Source organism: Streptomyces sp. NPDC002835 (assembly GCF_053591995.1).
The window spans coordinates 185,021-204,420 of sequence record NZ_JBSFUW010000008.1 but is presented as its reverse complement, the minus strand read 5'-3'; the positions used below and the strand labels follow the sequence as shown (position 1 = coordinate 204,420).

The 19,400-nt window shown below is 70.6% G+C and carries 17 protein-coding genes; 11 read left to right on the top strand and 6 right to left on the bottom strand.

From position 1 onward, the window contains the following. The first annotated feature begins 256 nt into the window (after positions 1-256). From ftsZ to ACWD01_RS11725, 6 genes are all read left to right on the top strand, one after another. Positions 257-1,471 (top strand): cell division protein FtsZ, encoded by a 1,215-nt coding sequence (gene ftsZ, locus ACWD01_RS11750; RefSeq protein WP_451160621.1) that lies wholly within the window; start codon positions 257-259, stop codon positions 1,469-1,471. Then, positions 1,468-2,217 carry a peptidoglycan editing factor PgeF gene (pgeF, locus tag ACWD01_RS11745; RefSeq protein ID WP_451160619.1) on the top strand — a complete coding sequence of 250 codons (750 nt, stop codon included), beginning with the start codon at positions 1,468-1,470 and terminating at the stop codon, positions 2,215-2,217. Before ftsZ ends, pgeF begins: the two co-directional genes overlap by 4 nt. Further along, positions 2,214-2,933 carry a YggS family pyridoxal phosphate-dependent enzyme gene (locus ACWD01_RS11740; protein WP_451160617.1) on the top strand — a complete coding sequence of 240 codons (720 nt, stop codon included), beginning with the start codon at positions 2,214-2,216 and terminating at the stop codon, positions 2,931-2,933. Before pgeF ends, ACWD01_RS11740 begins: the two co-directional genes overlap by 4 nt. 124 nt (positions 2,934-3,057) lie before the next feature. Next, positions 3,058-3,663 carry a cell division protein SepF gene (locus ACWD01_RS11735; RefSeq protein ID WP_451160615.1) on the top strand — a complete coding sequence of 202 codons (606 nt, stop codon included), beginning with the start codon at positions 3,058-3,060 and terminating at the stop codon, positions 3,661-3,663. Between the two features lie 70 nt (positions 3,664-3,733). Next, a complete protein-coding gene (locus ACWD01_RS11730; RefSeq protein ID WP_177148724.1) occupies positions 3,734-4,030 on the top strand; it encodes a YggT family protein in 297 nt (98 codons plus the stop codon). A 49-nt stretch (positions 4,031-4,079) separates the two neighbouring features. Beyond that, complete coding sequence (locus ACWD01_RS11725; RefSeq protein WP_451160613.1) at positions 4,080-5,192, top strand: DivIVA domain-containing protein; 1,113 nt, start codon at positions 4,080-4,082, stop codon at positions 5,190-5,192. 464 nt (positions 5,193-5,656) lie between these two features. Here ACWD01_RS11725 and ileS read toward each other — a convergent pair whose 3' ends face one another. Continuing rightward, a complete protein-coding gene (gene ileS, locus ACWD01_RS11720; RefSeq protein WP_451160611.1) occupies positions 5,657-8,833 on the bottom strand; it encodes an isoleucine--tRNA ligase in 3,177 nt (1,058 codons plus the stop codon). A gap of 557 nt (positions 8,834-9,390) precedes the next feature. Between ileS and ACWD01_RS11715 the strand changes: the two genes are divergently transcribed. From ACWD01_RS11715 to ACWD01_RS11700, 4 genes are read left to right on the top strand one after another with little or no spacing between them, the layout of a single operon-like run. Further along, the gene (locus tag ACWD01_RS11715; RefSeq protein WP_451160609.1) at positions 9,391-10,428 is read left to right on the top strand and encodes a TraR/DksA family transcriptional regulator; all 1,038 of its coding nucleotides are present in this window, start codon (positions 9,391-9,393) and stop codon (positions 10,426-10,428) included. Between the two features lie 59 nt (positions 10,429-10,487). After that, positions 10,488-11,048, top strand: coding sequence for a signal peptidase II (gene lspA / locus ACWD01_RS11710; RefSeq protein ID WP_451160607.1), 561 nt, complete (start codon positions 10,488-10,490; stop codon positions 11,046-11,048). A gap of 17 nt (positions 11,049-11,065) precedes the next feature. Further along, a complete protein-coding gene (locus ACWD01_RS11705) occupies positions 11,066-12,007 on the top strand; it encodes an RluA family pseudouridine synthase (protein ID WP_451160605.1) in 942 nt (313 codons plus the stop codon). Next, complete coding sequence (locus ACWD01_RS11700) at positions 12,004-12,498, top strand: GNAT family N-acetyltransferase (protein ID WP_451160603.1); 495 nt, start codon at positions 12,004-12,006, stop codon at positions 12,496-12,498. The genes ACWD01_RS11705 and ACWD01_RS11700 overlap by 4 nt, the downstream gene beginning before the upstream one ends. Positions 12,499-12,718: 220 nt before the next feature. Here ACWD01_RS11700 and ACWD01_RS11695 read toward each other — a convergent pair whose 3' ends face one another. Next, complete coding sequence (locus ACWD01_RS11695; RefSeq protein WP_451160601.1) at positions 12,719-13,873, bottom strand: mechanosensitive ion channel family protein; 1,155 nt, start codon at positions 13,871-13,873, stop codon at positions 12,719-12,721. 45 nt (positions 13,874-13,918) lie between these two features. Here ACWD01_RS11695 and ACWD01_RS11690 point away from each other — a divergent pair, with 45 nt between their 5' ends. Further along, on the top strand, positions 13,919-14,488 hold the full coding sequence (locus tag ACWD01_RS11690; RefSeq protein WP_451160599.1) for a dienelactone hydrolase family protein: 570 nt from the start codon (positions 13,919-13,921) through the stop codon (positions 14,486-14,488). Between the two features lie 135 nt (positions 14,489-14,623). On the opposite strand, the gene ACWD01_RS11685 is transcribed toward ACWD01_RS11690, so the two are convergent. From ACWD01_RS11685 to ACWD01_RS11670, 4 genes are all read right to left on the bottom strand, one after another. Beyond that, positions 14,624-15,625: a zinc metalloprotease gene (locus ACWD01_RS11685; RefSeq protein WP_451160597.1), complete on the bottom strand. Its 1,002-nt coding sequence runs from the start codon at positions 15,623-15,625 to the stop codon at positions 14,624-14,626. Between the two features lie 285 nt (positions 15,626-15,910). Next, positions 15,911-17,557, bottom strand: a complete 1,647-nt coding sequence (locus ACWD01_RS11680) for an alkaline phosphatase D family protein (protein WP_451160595.1) — start codon at positions 17,555-17,557, stop codon at positions 15,911-15,913. A 224-nt stretch (positions 17,558-17,781) separates the two neighbouring features. After that, positions 17,782-18,597: a DsbA family protein gene (locus tag ACWD01_RS11675; RefSeq protein WP_451160593.1), complete on the bottom strand. Its 816-nt coding sequence runs from the start codon at positions 18,595-18,597 to the stop codon at positions 17,782-17,784. A 59-nt stretch (positions 18,598-18,656) separates the two neighbouring features. Continuing rightward, positions 18,657-19,367, bottom strand: coding sequence for a hypothetical protein (locus tag ACWD01_RS11670; protein WP_451160591.1), 711 nt, complete (start codon positions 19,365-19,367; stop codon positions 18,657-18,659). Between the last annotated feature and the right edge of the window lie 33 nt (positions 19,368-19,400).

The following is a 19,400-nucleotide window of genomic DNA, read 5'->3' as shown; positions in this document are numbered from 1 at the left end:
TTGGTCATGGCTGTGCGTGATCACATAGGGTGAAAAGAAAAACGGGAGGTTCGGCGTGTTCGTTGAACGTGCGCCACTTGTCGACTTAGTGTCCTGTTCGGAAGAGTCCAGGGAACAGACATACTGGTAACCCTAAACTTCAGCGTTAGGGTTCGGGTCGGCAGCCGGCTTGTCGGGCCGTCCCCATTCGACATCAGTCGTCGCACCGCGGCCCCGCGAAGCGGCGACACGTAACTCGAGGCGAGAGGCCTTCGACGTGGCAGCACCGCAGAACTACCTCGCAGTCATCAAGGTCATCGGTGTCGGCGGCGGTGGTGTCAATGCCATCAACCGAATGATCGAGGTCGGTCTCAAGGGCGTCGAGTTCATCGCTATCAACACGGACGCCCAGGCGCTGTTGATGAGCGACGCCGACGTCAAACTCGACGTCGGCCGCGAACTCACCCGAGGCCTCGGAGCCGGAGCCAATCCGGCAGTCGGTCGCAAGGCGGCAGAGGACCACCGCGAGGAGATCGAGGAGGTCCTCAAGGGGGCCGACATGGTCTTCGTCACCGCCGGTGAAGGCGGCGGCACCGGCACCGGCGGCGCACCCGTCGTCGCCAACATCGCCCGCTCGCTGGGCGCCCTGACGATCGGTGTGGTCACCCGCCCGTTCACCTTCGAGGGCCGCCGGCGCGCCAACCAGGCGGAGGACGGCATCGCCGAGCTCCGCGAAGAGGTCGACACCCTCATCGTCATCCCCAACGACCGGCTGCTGTCCATCTCGGACCGCCAGGTCAGCGTTCTTGACGCGTTCAAGTCCGCGGACCAGGTCCTGCTGTCGGGCGTCCAGGGCATCACCGACCTCATCACCACCCCCGGTCTGATCAACCTCGACTTCGCCGACGTCAAGTCGGTGATGTCCGAGGCCGGCTCCGCCCTCATGGGCATCGGCTCGGCCCGCGGCGACGACCGCGCGGTGGCCGCGGCGGAGATGGCGATCTCCTCGCCGCTGCTCGAGGCGTCCATCGACGGCGCCCGCGGTGTGCTGCTCTCCATCTCCGGCGGCAGCGACCTCGGCCTGTTCGAGATCAACGAAGCCGCTCAGCTCGTCAGCGAGGCCGCCCACCCCGAGGCGAACATCATCTTCGGCGCCGTCATCGACGACGCGCTCGGCGACGAGGTCCGGGTCACCGTCATCGCGGCCGGCTTCGACGGCGGCCAGCCGCCGGCCCGCCGGGAGAACGTGATCGGCTCCACGTCGGCCAAGCGCGAGGAGCAGCCCTCCGGCCCGTCCCGTCCCGCCGACGGCCCGCGCCCCACCGGCGGCCTCGGCACCGTACCCGTACGCGAGGAGCCCGCCGCTCCCGCCGAGCCGGCCCCGGTCGCGAGCGACCTCGGCTCGTCCTCCGGCCCGGCCCAGGTCCCGCCGGCCCGTCCGTACCCGGACAGCCAGGCCGAAGAGCTGGATGTCCCGGACTTCCTGAAGTGACAGTGCAGCCCGACGCGATAGACGAGAGCGGCGCGCACTTCGCCTTCACCGACAGGTGGGGCGGGGTGAGCGCCGTTCCGTACGAGGAGCTCAACCTCGGCGGCGCCGTCGGCGACGACCCGGAAGCGGTGCTCGCCAACCGGGCGCTCGCCGCCAAGTCGCTCGGCCTCGCCCCGGACCGGGTCGTCTGGATGAACCAGGTCCACGGCAAGGACGTCGCCCGGGTCGACGGACCGTGGGGGGACGGCGCGGTGCCCCGGGTCGACGCCCTGGTCACCACGCGGCGCGGCCTCGCCCTGGCCGTGCTGACCGCCGACTGCACCCCGGTCCTGCTCGCCGACCCCGTCGCCTCGGTGGTGGGCGCGGCGCACGCGGGCCGCCCCGGAATGGTCGCGGGCGTGGTGCCTGCCGTCGTCGAGGCGATGCGGGAGCTGGGCGCGGCGCCGGAACGCATCATCGCCCGTACGGGACCGGCCGTTTGCGGTCGTTGCTACGAAGTCCCCGAGCGGATGCGGTCCGAAGTGGCCGCCGTGGAGCCCGCCGCCTGGTCGGAGACGAGCTGGGGGACTCCGGCCGTCGACGTCACGGCCGGGGTGCACGCCCAGCTCGAGGCGCTCGGGGTGCGCGACCGGCGCAAGTCGGCGGTCTGCACCCTCGAATCGCGTGACCACTACTCGTACCGCCGTGACCGCACGACGGGGCGGCTCGCCGGATACGTCTGGCTGGAGGACCGGGAAACCCCATGACCGACCGCAGAACCGAACTCGCCGGAAATCTGGCGGCGGTGGAGGAACGTATCGCCTCGGCCTGCGCGGCAGCGGGCCGCGGGCGGGGGGAGGTGACCCTCATCGTGGTCACCAAGACCTACCCGGCGAGCGATGTGCGGATTCTCCATGAACTCGGTGTACGTCATGTGGCGGAGAACCGTGATCAGGACGCGGCGCCCAAGGCCGCCGCGTGCGCGGATCTGAAAATTCACTGGCATTTCGTCGGCCAGTTGCAGACCAATAAAGTTCGTTCTGTCGTGAGTTATGCCGATGTGGTGCAGTCCGTCGACCGGTTGAAGCTCGTTTCCGCCCTGTCCGCCGCCGCGGTACGCGCGGAGCGGGAGCTCGGCTGTCTGATCCAGGTCGCGCTCGACGCCGAGTCGGGGCAGCAGGGGGACCGGGGCGGCGTGGCGCCGGACAGGATCGAGGAGTTGGCCGCGGCCGTGGCGGGCGCACCGGGACTGCGGCTCGACGGGCTGATGACCGTCGCTCCGCTCGCCGGACCGTACGCGGGACGGCAACAGGCGGCGTTCGAGCGGCTGATGGAATTGTCATCCGGCCTGCGCGCGGCCCATCCGGCTGCGAACATGGTGTCAGCAGGGATGAGTGCGGACCTCGAGGAGGCCGTGGCGGCGGGAGCGACACATGTGCGCGTCGGTACGGCGGTACTCGGAGTCCGACCCCGGCTCGGGTAACGTCGCGAAGCAAGTCGGACCACAGTAGAAAATATGGTCATTCCCGCCCATAGCGGGCAGACCGAGTGGATCGCGGGCACTTGGTGACGAATGCCGATCCACCACAGAGCGGAGGACTCAGAGAATGGCCGGCGCGATGCGCAAGATGGCGGTCTACCTCGGCCTCGTGGAGGACGATGGGTACGACGGCCGGGGCTTCGACCCCGATGACGACTTCGAACCCGAGCCGGAGCCCGAGCGAGAGCGCCGGCGGCACCAGCCCCCCCGTCAGGTGGAGCGAGAGGAGCCGGTGCGGGTGGCGGCGCCGCCCGCGCAGCGCGAGCCCGTCGCCCTCCCGGTCGACAGTGGCCGTCCGGCGCGAATCGCCCCCGTGGCATCCATCACACCTGAACGCCCGAGCATGGAGAAGAACGCACCCGTGATCATGCCCAAGGTCGTGTCCGAGCGGGAGCCCTACCGCATCACCACGCTGCATCCGAGGACCTACAACGAGGCCCGTACCATCGGGGAACACTTCCGCGAAGGCACCCCCGTGATCATGAATCTCACGGAGATGGACGACACGGACGCGAAGCGACTTGTCGACTTTGCCGCGGGACTCGTCTTCGGTCTGCATGGCAGCATTGAGCGCGTGACGCAGAAGGTGTTCCTGTTGTCGCCTGCTAACGTCGATGTCACGGCGGAAGACAAGGCCCGCATCGCAGAGGGCGGGTTCTTCAACCAGAGCTGAGAAAGACACCGGGGAACGACCCGGCCGAAGGGCCGGCTGAGATGGGATCCAGGGGAGAGGGAAGCGCGGGATGAGCGTCGCACTACAGGTGGTCTACATCGCTCTGATGTGCTTCCTTGTCGTCCTGATCTTCCGGCTCGTCATGGACTACGTCTTTCAGTTCGCGCGTTCATGGCAACCCGGCAAGGCGATGGTGGTCGTTCTGGAGGCCACCTACACTGTCACCGATCCACCGCTCAAGCTTCTGCGGCGGTTCATCCCGCCGTTGCGTCTCGGGGGCGTGGCACTCGACCTGTCCTTCTTCGTTCTGATGATCATCGTCTACATCCTGATCTCCATCGTTCGTGGAGTGGGGAACTCGATGTGAGCGATACGGTCCTGCCGACTGCCGACGACTACGTAGAGGTGAAGAAGAGATGCCGCTGACTCCCGAGGACGTGCGGAACAAGCAGTTCACGACCGTCCGCCTCCGAGAAGGCTATGACGAGGACGAGGTCGATGCCTTCCTCGACGAGGTCGAGTCCGAGCTGACCCGTCTGCTCCGTGAGAACGAGGACCTGCGCGCGAAGCTGGCCGCGGCGACCCGTGCGGCCGCACAGAATCAGCAACAGCAGCAGCAACAGCAGGGAATGCGTAAACCTCCGGAGCCCCAGGACGGCCGTGGTCCGGGCGGACCCGGCGCCCCGGTGCCCGCCGCCATATCGGGCCCGCCGGTCCAGCAGCAGCCCCCGCAGATGGGTCCCCCCCAGCTGCCCGGTGGTGCTCCCCAGCTGCCGGCCGGTCCCAGCCACCAAGGCCAGCAGGGCCACGGCCAGATGGGCCCCGGCGGTCAGATGCAGGGCGGACCCATGGGTGGCCCGATGGGCGGCCCCATGGGCGGTCACGGCGGCCCGCAGGGTCCCGGCCCGATGGGTCAGGGTCCCGGCGGTGACAGCGCCGCGCGCGTCCTGTCGCTTGCCCAGCAGACCGCGGACCAGGCGATCGCGGAGGCCCGTTCCGAGGCCAACAAGATCGTCGGCGAGGCGCGTTCGCGCGCCGAGGGCCTGGAGCGGGACGCCCGCGCCAAGGCCGACGCCCTCGAGCGGGACGCCCAGGAGAAGCACCGCGTCGCGATGGGCTCCCTCGAGTCCGCGCGCGCCACGCTGGAGCGCAAGGTCGAGGACCTGCGGGGCTTCGAGCGCGAGTACCGGACCCGGCTGAAGTCCTACCTGGAGAGCCAGCTGCGTCAGCTGGAGACCCAGGCGGACGACTCCCTGGCCCCGCCGCGCTCCCCGGCGGCCGCGTCGCTGCCGCCGTCCCCGGCGCCCTCCATGGCTCCGGCCGGCGCGAGCGCCCCGTCCTACGGCGGCGGTCAGACGATGGGCGGCCACGGCGGCCCGTCGCAGGGCGGCCCGTCCTACGGCGGCCAGCAGCAGATGTCCCCGGCGATGACCCAGCCGATGGCACCGGTGCGGCCGCAGGCGCCGCAGCCGATGCAGCAGGCGCCGTCGCCGATGCGCGGCTTCCTGATCGACGAGGACGACAACTGACCGCGCTGCGCGCACAGCGCGCCTAGCCGTCGGCAGACAGCGGGGCCGGGCCCGGGACGTGTTCACACGTCCCGGGCCCGGCCTTTTGCGTGTGCGGGTGCGGTGGCGCCTGCGGCGGGCGTGTTCCCCTACCCTCCCCCTGCGGCCTGGCGGCCGCGGGGGGACCCCCACCTTCCCGTAACCGGGCTCTGCCCGGGCCCGCGCCTCAATCGCCGGCGGGGCTGACAGAGTCAGCCCGGCCTGGGGGTACTCCCCCTACGCCTGGCGGCGTGGGAGGTGTCCCCACCCACGGCCGCCAGGCCGTAGGGGGAGTTTGAGGCCACCGCGCGGAGCGCGGTACGGGGTCCGGGGCTTGCCCCGGTTCGGGAATGGGCAGGTAGGGGACGAGCCCCGCGCAGCGGCCCCCGGAACGCCGCCGGGCCCGGCCAAGGGGTTGGCCGGGCCCGGGGGACGCTTCCCGCGTGTTACGCCTTGCGCAGGCGGAACGTCAGCGACAGCCCCTCGTCCGTGAACGGGGCACCGTAAGACGCGTCCGCGTCCCCGCCCGAGAAGTCCGTCGACAGCACCTCGTCCGCGATCAGCGACGCGTGGTCCGAGAGCGCCGAGGTGACCTCGGGGTCCTCGGAGGACCAGCGCAGGGCGATGCGGTCCGCGACGTCCAGGCCGCTGTTCTTGCGAGCCTCCTGGATGAGGCGGATCGCGTCACGTGCCAGGCCCGCCCGCCGCAGTTCGGGCGTGATCTCCAGGTCGAGGGCGACCGTCGCGCCCGAGTCGGAGGCGACGGACCAGCCCTCCCGCGGGGTCTCCGTGATGATGACCTCCTCCGGGGAGAGCGTCACCGTCTCGCCGTTGACCTCCACCGACGCCTCGCCGGAGCGCAGGGCCAGGGACAGTGCCGCGGCGTCCGCGGCGGCGACCGCCTTGGCCACGTCCTGGACGCCCTTGCCGAACCGCTTGCCGAGCGCCCGGAAGTTGGCCTTGGCCGTGGTGTCCACCAGGGAGCCGCCGACGTCCGACAGGGACGCCAGCGAGGAGACGTTCAGCTCCTCCGTGATCTGCGCCCGCAGCTCCTCCGAGAGGGCGGGGAAGCCGGTCGCCGCCACCAGCGCCCGCGACAGCGGCTGCCGGGTCTTCACGCCGGACTCGGCACGCGTCGCACGGCCCAGCTCGACCAGCCGCCGCACCAGCGCCATCTGGGAGGAGAGGACCGGGTCGACGGCGTCGAGGTCGGGCTCCGGCCACGCGGCCAGGTGCACCGACTCCGGCGCGTCCGGCGCCACCGACACGACCAGGTCCTGCCAGACCCGCTCGGTGATGAACGGCGTCATCGGCGCCATCAGCCGCGTGACCGTCTCCACCACGTCGTGCAGCGTACGCAGCGCCGCCGCGTCGCCCTGCCAGAACCGGCGGCGCGAGCGCCGCACGTACCAGTTCGACAGGTCGTCGACGAACGCGGAGAGCAGCTTGCCGGCGCGCTGGGTGTCGTACGCCTCCATGGCCTGCGTGACCTGGTCGACCAGTGCGTGCAGCTCGGACAGCAGCCAGCGGTCCAGGACCGTGCGCTCCGACGGGGCCGGGTCCGCCGCGGAGGGGGACCAGCCGGAGGTGCGGGCGTACAGGGCCTGGAAGGCCACCGTGTTCCAGTACGTGAGGAGGGTCTTGCGCACGACCTCCTGGATCGTGCCGTGGCCCACGCGCCGCGCCGCCCACGGCGACCCGCCGGCCGCCATGAACCAGCGGACCGCGTCCGCGCCGTGCTGGTCCATGAGCGGGATCGGCTGCAGGATGTTGCCCAGGTGCTTGGACATCTTGCGGCCGTCCTCGGCGAGGATGTGGCCGAGGCAGACCACGTTCTCGTACGACGACTTGTCGAACACCAGCGTGCCGACGGCCATCAGCGTGTAGAACCAGCCGCGGGTCTGGTCGATCGCCTCCGAGATGAACTGCGCCGGGTAGCGCTTCTCGAAGATCTCCTTGTTCTTGTACGGGTAGCCCCACTGCGCGAACGGCATCGAACCCGAGTCGTACCAGGCGTCGATGACCTCCGGCACGCGTGCCGCGGTGTGCCCGCAGCCCTCCTGCGGGCAGCCGAAGGTGACCTCGTCGATGAACGGGCGGTGCGGGTCCAGGCCCGACTGGTCGGCGCCCGTCAGCTCCGACAGCTCGGCGAGCGAGCCGACACAGGTGAGGTGGTCGTCCTCGCAGCGCCAGATCGGCAGCGGCGTGCCCCAGTAGCGGTTGCGGGACAGCGCCCAGTCGATGTTGTTGTTCAGCCAGTCGCCGAACCGGCCCTGCTTCACCGAGTCCGGGAACCAGTTGGTCGCCTCGTTCTCCGCGAGCAGCCGGTCCTTGACGGCGGTGGTGCGGATGTACCACGACGGCTGCGCGTAGTAGAGCAGCGCCGTGTGGCAGCGCCAGCAGTGCGGGTAGCTGTGCTCGTACGGGATGTGCTTGAAGAGCAGACCGCGCGTCTGGAGGTCCGCCGTGAGCGCCTCGTCGGCCTTCTTGAAGAAGACGCCGCCGACCAGCGGCAGGTCCTCCTCGAAGGTGCCGTCCGGGCGGACCGGGTTCACGACCGGCAGACCGTAGGCGCGGCAGACCTTGAGGTCGTCCTCACCGAAGGCGGGGGACTGGTGGACCAGACCCGTACCGTCCTCGGTCGTGACGTAGTCGGCGTTGACGACGTAGTGCGCCTCGGCCGGACTGTTCTCATTGGTTCCCTCGCTGACGCTCGGGAACTCAACGAGCTCGAAGGGACGCTGATAGGCCCAGCGCTCCATCTCCGCGCCCGTGAACGTCGTGCCGGTGGCCTCCCAGCCCTCGCCGAGCGCCTTCTCCAGCAGCGGCTCGGCGACGACCAGCTTCTCCTCGCCGTCCGTCGCCACCACGTACGTGACGTCGGGGTGCGCGGCGACCGCCGTGTTGGACACCAGCGTCCACGGCGTCGTCGTCCACACCAGCAGCGCCGCCTCACCCGCGAGGGGGCCGGAGGTCAGCGGGAAGCGCACGAAGACGGAGGGGTCGACGACCGTCTCGTAGCCCTGCGCCAGCTCGTGGTCGGACAGCCCGGTGCCGCAGCGCGGGCACCAGGGGGCGACGCGGTGGTCCTGGACCAGCAGGCCCTTGTTGAAGATCTCCTTCAGCGACCACCACACCGACTGGACGTAGTCCGGGTCCATGGTGCGGTACGCGTCGTCGAGGTCGACCCAGTAGCCCATGCGGGTCGTCAGCTCGGCGAACGCGTCCGTGTGCCGGGTCACCGACTCACGGCACTTGGCGTTGAACTCGGCGATGCCGTACGCCTCGATGTCCTTCTTGCCGGCGAAGCCCAGCTCCTTCTCGACGGCCAGCTCGACCGGCAGACCGTGGCAGTCCCAGCCGGCCTTGCGGCCCACGTGGTAGCCGCGCATGGTGCGGAAGCGGGGGAAGACGTCCTTGAAGACGCGGGCCTCGATGTGGTGGGCGCCGGGCATGCCGTTCGCCGTGGGCGGGCCCTCGTAGAACACCCACTCGGGGCGGCCCTCCGACTGCTCGAGGGTCTTGGCGAAGATCTTGCTCTCGCGCCAGAAGTCGAGCACGGCGTGCTCGAGCGCGGGCAGATCGACCTGGGCCGGCACCTGACGGTACTGGGGGGGTGTCATGTACGAACTCCTCCGGCGGACAGCTTCTCTTCCGTCGGAGGGACGAGAGCGCCGATGCTGTGCGGCCGGCTCCCGCGGTACCACCCTCCTTGGCGGCGCACAGGGCACCGCCCCCTCATTGGGGTCGCGAAGCCGGTTCTACCAGCCGCGGGAGGTGCCCCACGGCTTTCTTCCGGCGGCTCCGGGGTGATGCTTCACGCCGCGCTGGCCCCCGGGCTCTCACCGTCCCCGGGTCGCTCATGGCTGCGTACGACGGTACTCGTCCCCATCCACGCCTTTCGCTGCGCCCAGTGTACGGGCCCCTACGGGGACCGGCCGACCTCTTTTCCGCGGCGGCGCGGTTGACCCGAATGGCCACGAGGCCCGTCACAGGGCATGGCACGTCGCGCCGGGCGGATTACCCGGCGGGGAGCTGGGCACAACGGATGCAGGCTTGACCTCTCGCGGCCCGGGACGGGCTGAACCGGCGGCGTGCCCCGTTGCCGCGGGGCTGGTGTCGATTTATCGTCCCAGCACGATTCGCGAGCAAGATCACAAAATGTGAAGGGGCCGCGGCCATGGTGGCGAAGAAGACCGCCGACAAGACGGCGTCAGCGCGTTCCGCCGCCGCGGGGGCGGAATCCGGGACGCCCGAGGAGAGGGCGACCCGGCCCCGGAAGGCCGCGAAGAAGACGGCAGGAGGCACGGGCGCGGCCAGGATGACGCCGGCGAAGGAGTCGTCGGCGAAGAAGGCTCCGGCGAAGAGGGCCTCGGCCGTGAGCGCGGCGACAGAGGAGAGCACGGCCGAGAGGACGACGCCCACGAAGACCACGGCCAGGAAGACGGCGGCAAAGAAGGCGGCGGCCAGGGAAACCTCGGCCACCAAGAAGAGCACGAGCACCAAGAAGGCGGCGGCCAAGAAGAGCGGCACGGCGACGAAGACCACGGCGAAGACCAAGAAGCAGAGCGATGCGGCCCCCAGGGCCGCGAAAAGGGCCGGCGCGGACGCCGATGTGGCGCCCGGGCCGGTCACCAAGGAGGCCGTCGACAAGGCGGTCGCCGCGAAGCAGGCCGCGCCCGCGGCCGAGGGGGCGGCCGAGGCCGCCGAGCAGACGGGAGCCAGGACGGTGGCAGCGAAGAAGACCGCGGGTAGGGCATCAGGCGCAGGCGGGAGCGCGGTGGCGGTGCCCACGACCCGTACGGCGGCCACGACGCCGCCGGGTGAGCTGGCGGTACGGCCCGGTGAGGACCCGTGGACCCAGGAGGAGGTCGACGAGGCGCGGGCCGGGCTCGAGGGTGAGGCGGCCCGGCTGAACGCGGAGATCACCTCTTCGGAGGCGGCCCTCGCCGGGCTGATGCGGGACTCCGGCGACGGCGCCGGGGACGACGAGGCCGACACCGGCGCCAAGAACATCACGCGCGAGCACGAGATGGCGCTCGCGGCCAACGGCCGCGAAATGCTGGAGCAGACCGAGCGTGCGCTGCAGCGGCTCGACACCGGGACGTACGGCCTCTGCGAGAGCTGCGGCAAGGCGATCGGCAAGGCCAGGATGCAGGCGTTCCCCCGGGCCACGCTGTGCGTCGAGTGCAAGCAGAAGCAGGAACGCAGGGGCTGATCCCCAGAGGCTGTGCCGTACCCTCGTCCTCAGTCGAAAACCTAGGTTGAGGGACTCACGTGGCAGAGGCGGAGCGCATCATCGGTACGCCAGATGTTGACGACGAGGCTGCGGCGCCCGCCGAGCCGCCGAAGGGCAAGCGCAAGATCGCCGTGCTGTTCGTGGTGGCGCTCGTCGCCTATCTGCTCGACCTCGGCAGCAAGCTGCTCGTGGTGGCCAAGCTGGAGCACCACGAGCCGATCGAGATCATCGGCGACTGGCTGAAGTTCGAGGCGGTGCGGAACCCGGGCGCCGCGTTCGGCATGGGTGAGGCCTTCACCGTCATCTTCACCTTCATCGCGGCGACCGTGATCGTCGTGATCGTGCGGCTGGCGCGCAAGCTCTACAGCGGACCCTGGGCGGTCGCCCTGGGTCTGCTGCTGGGCGGGGCGCTCGGCAATCTGACCGACCGGATCTTCCGCTCGCCCGGCGTCTTCGAGGGCGCGGTCGTGGACTTCATCGCGCCCGCGCACTTCGCCGTGTTCAACCTGGCGGACTCCGCGATCGTGTGCGGCGGCGTCCTGATCGTGCTGCTCTCCTTCAAGGGTCTGGACCCCGACGGGACAGTTCACAAGGACTGACAAGGCATACTCGACGGGTGAGTACGATTCCCGAGGTCCGCGCCCTGCCCGTACCCGACGGCCTGGAGGGCGAGCGTGTGGACGCCGCCATCTCCCGGATGTTCGGGTTCTCCCGTACGAAGGCGGCCGAGCTGGCCGCTGCCGGGAAGGTGCAGGTCGACGGCTCGGTCGTCGGCAAATCAGAACGGGTGCACGGCGGCGCCTGGCTCGAGGTCGAGATGCCGCAGGCACCCGCGCCGGTGCAGGTCGTGGCGGAGCCGGTCGAGGGCATGGAGATCGTGCACGACGACGACGACATCGTCGTGATCGCCAAGCCGGTCGGCGTGGCCGCGCACCCGAGCCCGGGCTGGACCGGCACCACCGTCATCGGCGGTCTCGCGGCGGCCGGGTACCGCATCTCCACGTCGGGCGCCTCCGAGCGCCAGGGCATCGTGCACCGGCTCGACGTCGGCACGTCCGGGCTGATGGTCGTCGCCAAGTCGGAGCGCGCCTACACCCTGCTGAAGCAGCAGTTCCGCGACCGGGTCGTCGACAAGCGCTACCACGCGCTGGTGCAGGGCCACCCCGACCCGCTGAGCGGCACCATCGACGCGCCCATCGGCCGGCACCCCACGCTCGACTACAAGTGGGCGGTCACGGCGGAGGGCAAGCCGTCGGTGACGCACTACGACCTGATCGAGGCGTTCCGCGCGGCGTCGCTGCTCGACATCAAGCTGGAGACCGGCCGCACCCACCAGATCCGGGTGCACATGGCGGCGCACCGCCACCCGTGCGTCGGGGACCTGACCTACGGCGCGGACCCGACCATTGCCAAGCGGCTCGGCCTGACCCGGCAGTGGCTGCACGCGGTGCGGCTCGGTTTCGAGCACCCGTCGGACGGCCGGTGGGTCGAGTTCGAGAGCACGTACCCGCAGGACCTCCAGCAGGCGCTGGACCGGATCGAGGCGGAGAGCGCGTGACGGTGGGGCCGCTGGAGTGCAGCGTGCGGGTCGCCGCCGGCGCTGCCGACCGCGAGGCGTGCTTCGCGGTCCGCAAGGCCGTCTTCGTCGCGGAGCAGCAGGTTCCGGAGGACATCGAGTACGACGCCTACGACGCGGAGCACGCGGACACGATCCACGTCCTCGCGGTCGGCGCGGACGGTCTCGCGCTCGGCACCGGCCGGTTGCTGCACGGCGCGTCGGCGATCGCCAAGACCGGCGGCGACCTCACGGTCGGCGCGCTCGGCCGCCTCGCGGTCCGAGCCGCCTCCCGCGGCCTCGGCGTGGGCGCGGCCCTCGTCCGCGCGCTCGAGGGCGCGGGGCGGCGGCGGGGGCTGGCGGTGGTGGAGCTGCACGCGCAGACGCATGCGCTGGGGTTTTACGAGCGGTTGGGGTACGAGGCGTACGGGGCGGAGTTCTTGGACGCGGGCATGCCGCACCTGGCGATGCGCCGTACCCTCACGCCGCCCTGACGCCCCGGGGCGCCTACGGCGGGAAAGTTCCCCACCCCGCCCCTTCCCGTAACCGGGGGCTCCGCCCCCGGACCCCCGCGCCTCAAACGCCGGCGAGGCTGACACAGTCAGCCCGGCCGGCGATTGAGGCCACCGCGCGGAGCGCGGTACGGGGTCCGGGGCTTGCCCCGGTCTCGGGAACGGGCGGGTAGGGGAAAAGCCCGCCGCAGGCGCACCCCCGTCAGCCGCGGCCCGTGCGCGGGGCCTCTTCCGCGTCCGGGACGTAGTCGCACGCGTTGTTGCTGTGGATCTCCTCCGCCCGCGGCGGCGGAGACTGCTTCGGCCACTGGCCCGCCGGCGGCAGCGCCGCCGCCGCCGTCGAGATCCGCGGCAGTGCGTACGGATGCTTCTCGCCCAGCCAGGCGATCATCTGCTCGCGCACCGCGCACCGCGCCGTCCAGATGTCGTTCGCGTCCTTCGCCGTCATGACGGCCCGCACCTCGATCGTGCTGGGGGAGGTGTCCGTCACGGCCAGGCTCCAGTCCCTGCCGTCCCAGGACGTGCAGCCGTGCAGGATCTCCTGGAGCTTCTCGCGCATCAGTGCGACCGGCGCCGAGTGGTCCAGCTGGAAGTAGACTGTGCCGGTCATCTGGGCGCCGCCGCGGGACCAGTTCTCGAACGGCTTGCTGGTGAAATACGACACAGGCATCGTGATGCGGCGCTCGTCCCAGGTCCGCACCGCGAGGAACGTGAGCGTGACCTCCTCGATCACACCCCACTCGCCGTCCACGACGACCGTGTCGCCGATCCGCACCATGTCGCCGAAGGCGATCTGGAAGCCGGCGAAGAGGTTGCCGAGGGTGGACTGGGCGGCGACACCGGCGACGATGCCGATGATGCCCGCGGAGGCCAGCATCGAGGCGCCGAACTTCTCCATGGCCGGGAACGTCAGCAGCATCGCCGCGACCGCCACCACCGCGACGATCGCCGTGACGATGCGCATGATCAGTGTGATCTGGGTCCGCACCCGGCGGACCCGCGCGGCGTCCCGGGTGGAGGCGGCGTAGCGGGTGTACGTCGACTCGACGACGGCGGAGACGATCCGCGTCACCAGCCAGGCGCTCGCGCCGATCAGGACCAGCGACAGCACATGGCCGATGCCCGCTCCGTGCCGTTCGACGAGCGGCCAGTGCGTCTCGCGGTACACGCCGCGCAGCACCGCCCCGAGGAGCACTATCTGGAACGGCAGCCGGCATCTGCGCAGCATGTCCCAGAGGGGTGTCTCCGGATGGCGTTCGTCGATGCGGCGCAGCAGCCGGTCGACGGCCCAGCCGAGCGCGAGTGCGAGCACGACGGCTCCGCCGATGACGGCCAGCGGCCGCAGTACGTTCTCCATGTCTTCCTGACTCCTGGTGGCGAAGGCGGCTGGCAGGATATCCGGATGGACATCATCCTTTTCCATTCGGCCTTCGGTCTGCGCCCGGCTGTGCACGCGGCCGCGGAACGGCTGCGTGCCGCCGGGCACGAGGTTCGCGTGCCCGACCTGTTCGAAGGACAAACCGCGGAGACCGTCGAGGAAGGCCGGGAGCTCAAGGAGAGGATCGGTACGGAGGAGCTGTTGCGGCGGGCGATCCACGCCGCCGCGCCCCACTCCGACCAGGGGCTGGTGTACGCGGGGTTCTCGCTCGGCGGGGCGCTCGCGCAGAACGTGGCGCTCGCCGACGAGAAGGCGCGCGGGCTGCTGCTTCTGCACGGCACCTCCGACATCGCGGAGGGGACGAGCGTGGACGGCCTGCCCGTACAGCTTCATGTGGCCAGTCCCGACCCCTTCGAGACCGAGGACTGGCTGAACAGCTGGTATCTGCAGATGCAGCGGGCGGGCGCCGATGTGGAGGTCCACCGCTATCCGGGGGCCGGGCATCTGTTCACCGACCCGGAGCTGCCGGACTACGACGAGCCGTCGGCCGAGCAGACCTGGCGTGCGGCCCTCGGGTTCCTCGAGACGCTCTGAGACGGCGGCGGAGACAGCGGCGGGAGACGGCGGCGAGGGCGGCCGAGGCGGTCTCGGACGCGGCGGCCGGGGCCGGACGCGGCGGTTCCGCCCGGCGCACGCGAGGCGCGCGCCGGGCGGAACCGGTCGTTCGGGTCAGGCGCGGTAGGCGGTCCAGTGGTCCTGCATCCGCTGCACCTGGCCGGAGGTGAACTGGTACATGCAGGCGTCGTACGTGTAGTCCATGAAGTTGTGGATGGGGTCGACACCGGCGTCCCGCTTGCAGGTGTCGCTGCCGGTCGGGCAGGCGTAGGCCGGGCTCTTCTCGGCGGGGGTGTCGGCGACGTAGTCGCCCTTGCCGTTACAGCCGCCCTGGAAGGTGTGGTAGAGCCCCATCCAGTGGCCGACCTCGTGGGTGGCGGTGTCGCCCTCGTCGTAGTTGGTGGCGGAGCCGCCGGGCAGCGAGGCGTCGAGGACGACGACGCCGTCCATGTCCGGGCTGGAGTTGTACGAGGAGGGGAAGGTCGCCCAGCCGAGCAGCCCGCCGCCGAGGTTGGCGGTGTAGAAGTTCAGCGCGTTGGCGCCGCCCTGGCGGAGGGTGGACTTCATCTCCTTCTCGGCGGTGGAGCCGGAGCTGAGGTTGTACCAGGAGGCGTTGTCCGTGTAGTCGGTTCCGGCCAGGGTGAACTGGAAGCCGGAGTCCGTGTTGCCGGTGCCCTGGCCCGCGAAGGCGGAGTTCAGGACGGCCATCTGGCTGTTGATCTGGGTGGTGGTGAGCTTGCCGGTCTCGCCGTCGTGGATGACGTGGAAGTAGACCGGGATCGTGGTCGAGACGGCGGCCGAGAGGCCCTTCCGGCTCGTACGGGCGGCGTCCAGTCTCTTCTTCAGGTCCGCGTCCATGGCCTTGGCCTTGGTCTCGGAGATCTCGTTCGGCTCGTGGGCGTGGCCGGCGCCGGGGCGGGACTCACGTGCCGCGGCACTCGCGTGGGTGTCTTCCGCGCACTCCTCGGCGGAGGCGGAGGCGGCCGAGACGGTTGCCTTGGGAGAGGCGACGCTGCCGGGGGCGGAGAGCGGAGCGAGGGCCAGGGTTCCGGCCATGATCGCCGTACCGACTGCACGGTGGCGCAGTCGGGGGGATATGCGGACAAGCGCGCGCATTACGTCTCCTCGCGGGGGGTTGTGGGAGGGGCCGTTCTTGGCCACCGCGGGGAGATTACGGGGGCATGTCAGATCTTGATGAGGACCGTTCAAGCCCAATCAATCCGGAGGTGATTGCGGACATCGGGGAGAAAAGTTTCGGCCATGTCCGGGGGGTGAGATCTGCACGTAACGAAATCAGTGGCGACGACGGGTGGTGTGTCCGCATTCATGGTGCAGAACACGCCACCCGTCGTAGCGATGTGATCCTCTGTTAACACGTCGGCGGATGGCCGAAAATAGCCCCTAGCGCACGGGCTGGTTCACCCGCTCGACCTTCTGCGTTCCGCTGAGGGTCCGGTAGGACCGCGACCACGACGACGTCGCGTCCTGCCGTGTCCGGTCGGAGATCGTGTAGAAGTCCATCTGGGAGCGCTCGGCGGTCACGTCCAGGACGCCGTAGCCGTGGGCGTCCATGTCCACCCACTTCACATGCCGGTTGGCGGCCCGCACCGCGGCCGACGCGACCAGGGAGACGGTGCCCGGGGCGACATGGAGGAGGTCGTCCAGGTTGTCGGAGCTCACCGACGTCACCACGAACTCCGTCGCCGCCGGACGCGAGAGCGGATACGTCGCCGCCCTGACCGGGACGTCGTTCGCCCACGCCATGTGGATGTCACCGGTGAGGAAGACGGTGTTCTGAATGCCGCGCTGCGTCAGATGCGTCAGCAGCTCCTTGCGGTCGTCCGTGTAGCCGTCCCACTGGTCGACGTTGACCGCGAGACCCTCCTTGGGCAGCCCCATCAGCTCGGCTATCGGCTCCAGCAGATACGCGGGCAGGGAACCGAAGGCGACCGGCGAGATCATCACCGAGGTTCCGACCAGTTTCCAGGAGGCGTCGGAGGACGCGAGGCCCGCTTTCAGCCAGTCCAGTTGGGCCCGGCCGGTGAGCGTGCGCTCCGGGTCGTCCACGTCGCCGTTGCCGATGCTCGACTGCTGCGAGCGGAACGAGCGCAGATCCAGCAGATGCAGATCGGCCAGCCTGCCGAAGCGCAGCCGGCGGTAGACCGTGCCCTCAGTGGATGCGCGGACCGGCATCCACTCGAAGTACGCCTGCTTGGCCGCCGCGACGCGGGCCGCCCACTCGCCCTCGGCGCCGGGCGTGTGGTTCTCCGCGCCGCCCGACCAGGCGTCGTTGGCCAGCTCGTGGTCGTCCCATATCGCTATCAGCGGGTGGGCGGCGTGCAGCGCCCGCAGGTCCGGGTCGGTCTTGTAGGTGGCGTGCCGCAGCCGGTAGTCGGCCAGCGTCACGATCTCGTGTCTCGGCTCGTGCTGCCGTACGACGTACTCCTCTGCCGGGTAGCCGCCGGTCGCGTACTCGTAGATGTAGTCGCCGAGATGGAGCACCGCGTCGAGGTCGCCGCGCGCGGCCAGGTGGCGGTAGGCGGAGAACCAGCCGGCCTCCCAGTTGGCGCAGGACACCACGCCGAAACGCACGCCCGGCGTGGCCGCGTCGGCGGCGGGGGCGGTGCGGGTGCGTCCCGCCGGCGAGACGGTGGGGCCCGCGGTGAAGCGGTACCAGTAGGAGGTGGCCGGGCGCAGTCCGCGTACGTCGGCCTTCACGGTGTGGTCGGCGGCGGCCGACGAGGTGGTGGTGCCGCGGGCCACGGTCCGGCTGAAGTCCTTGTCCTCCGCGACCTCCCAGACCACCTTCGTGGCGGCGCCGAGGCCGGAGCCCGGCAGCGCCTCGGGGCTCGGAGTGACACGGGTCCACAGCAGGACGCCGTCGGGCAACGGGTCGCCGGACGCGACGCCGTGGAGGAAGGCGGGGGCCCGGTCCGCGGCTGCGGCGGGGGACACGGCGCCCGCGAGGACGGGAGCGGCGACGGCGGTGGCGGCAGCGGCCTTGACGACCGTGCGGCGACTGGGAGTTGAGGAAGATCGACTGGTCACGGCCGATCAGACTACTGATCAGTACGTCGAAAGGGCGGGCGAACGGAGAAAGTTCGCCCGCCCATCCCGAGCGGTCAACCGGAGCGTTGCCCTCCGGACCGCCGGCGGGGGCGGCCCGGAGCACGCGGATCAGTGACCGGCCATCAGTGGCCTGCCGTCAGTAGCCGACCGTCAGAAAGCCGCCGTCAGCAACCGGCCGCCAGTGTCCGGCCGCCAGCGGACGGTCAGCCCTTGAGCGCCTTGTCGATCGCCGCGGTGAACTCGGGCACCGTCATGGGCGCGTTGTCGCTGCCCTCCGCGGTCACGTTCTTGCCGTCCATCTTCAGGGTCGGGGTGCCCGTGACCCCGCTCTTGTTGAACGTCTCCGACATCTTCATCGCCCACGCGTCGAACGTCCCGTCCTCGACGTTCTTCTTGAACTCCGCGTTGCCCTTGAGCGCCGGCACCGACTCGGCGACGTCGATCAGGTAGGAGTCCTTGGCGAACTTGTCGTCGTTCTCCTCCGGGTGGAACTCGGCCGAGTACAGCGCCGCCTTGTAGTCGATGAAGGCGTCGGGGCTCACGTCCAGCGCGGCGCCCAGCGCGCTCAGCGCGTTCTTGGAGCCCTCGCCGTTGGTGGCGTTGTCGATGAAGGTGGCGCCGATGTACTTGATCTTGTACTTGCCGGCGTCGACGTCCTTCTCGACCGTTTCGCCGACCGCCTGCTCGAAGGTCGCGCAGACCGGGCAGCGGGAGTCCTCGTACAGCTCCAGCGTCTTCTTCGCGCTGTCCTTGCCGATGACGACGGTCGTGCCGTTGTCGCCGGAGGTGTTCTTCGGCGCGGTGACGTCGGACTGCTCGGCCACCGACTCCCAGTGGCCCGGCTTGTTGGCCTGCATGATGCCGTAGCCGGCGCCGCCGGCGATCGCCAGCACCACCACGGCCGAACCCGCGACCGTCAGCTGCCGGCGGACCTTGTCCTTCTTGGCCTGACGCTCGCGCTCCTGGCGCAGCCGCTCGCGGGCCGCCGACTTGTTGGCCTGGCTGTTGCGCTTGCTCATGATCATTCACTCCGTGTGGGGACGCACATCAGGGATGTACGCGAGAGGGGACTTCCGGTTCAGGCGCAGAGCGCGACGGAACGCGGCGGTCCCCTCCGTCCCACGGAGTGCACCGGCGGGCGGGTACGCGCGGGGCGGGGCGCGTACGGCTCCGGGCGCTGGGCCGGGAGGCCGGGGGCGGCGGGGCCGTGCACGGCCCGGACGGCCAGCAGCAGCGGCCGGAAGGCGAACGCACCCGCCGTCCGCAGCAGCCGGGCCACCGCGGACTCGCCGCGCCGCAGCCAGGCCGCGGCGAGCAGCCCGACACCGACATGGGCGGCCAGCAGCAGCCAGGGCTGGGCCGGGTCGGCGGTGCGCAGCACGGCCGCGAGCCCCTGGTCGTCCACGGGCAGCGCCGTGCCCGGCAGTACCGCGCCGAGCTCGCCGCCGCACAGCACATCGAGGCCGACCGCGCGCAGCGAGCCGGAGACCGGGCCGCCGGCGGGGCCGTAGCAGACGTGCTGGCCCGTGGTGAAGACGGTGTCCGCGGCCAGCTCCAGCGGGATCAGCAGTCCGGCGATGCGCCAGAAGCCGCGCTCCTTGCCCGACAGTGCGAAGGCCACGGCGAACACAGCTGCGGTGAGGACGGCGACGGTGGCCAGCGGCAGCGGGGCGCCGGACAGCAGCACATGGGAGGCGGCGGACAGCGTCACGACCAGTGCCGTGAAGATCGCTGCCCGCAGCCCCCTGAGCCGCGTTCCGGACATGTCCATCGCCGCCGAGTGTGCCATGTGTTCCTTAAGAGCCTCTTAAAGAGGTGTCCG

What these genes read in the sequence shown, in the direction of transcription:
- ACWD01_RS11730 (WP_177148724.1), top strand. Translation starts at nt 3,734, where the DNA reads ATGAGCGTCGCACTACAGGTGGTCTACATCGCTCTGATGTGCTTCCTT.
- ACWD01_RS11740 (WP_451160617.1), top strand. Translation starts at nt 2,214, where the DNA reads ATGACCGACCGCAGAACCGAACTCGCCGGAAATCTGGCGGCGGTGGAG.
- ACWD01_RS11685 (WP_451160597.1), bottom strand. Translation starts at nt 15,625, where the DNA reads ATGCGCGCGCTTGTCCGCATATCCCCCCGACTGCGCCACCGTGCAGTC.
- ACWD01_RS11725 (WP_451160613.1), top strand. Translation starts at nt 4,080, where the DNA reads ATGCCGCTGACTCCCGAGGACGTGCGGAACAAGCAGTTCACGACCGTC.
- ACWD01_RS11670 (WP_451160591.1), bottom strand. Translation starts at nt 19,367, where the DNA reads ATGGCACACTCGGCGGCGATGGACATGTCCGGAACGCGGCTCAGGGGG.
- ACWD01_RS11735 (WP_451160615.1), top strand. Translation starts at nt 3,058, where the DNA reads ATGGCCGGCGCGATGCGCAAGATGGCGGTCTACCTCGGCCTCGTGGAG.
- ACWD01_RS11675 (WP_451160593.1), bottom strand. Translation starts at nt 18,597, where the DNA reads ATGAGCAAGCGCAACAGCCAGGCCAACAAGTCGGCGGCCCGCGAGCGG.
- ACWD01_RS11715 (WP_451160609.1), top strand. Translation starts at nt 9,391, where the DNA reads ATGGTGGCGAAGAAGACCGCCGACAAGACGGCGTCAGCGCGTTCCGCC.
- ACWD01_RS11695 (WP_451160601.1), bottom strand. Translation starts at nt 13,873, where the DNA reads ATGGAGAACGTACTGCGGCCGCTGGCCGTCATCGGCGGAGCCGTCGTG.
- ACWD01_RS11690 (WP_451160599.1), top strand. Translation starts at nt 13,919, where the DNA reads ATGGACATCATCCTTTTCCATTCGGCCTTCGGTCTGCGCCCGGCTGTG.
- ileS (WP_451160611.1), bottom strand. Translation starts at nt 8,833, where the DNA reads ATGACACCCCCCCAGTACCGTCAGGTGCCGGCCCAGGTCGATCTGCCC.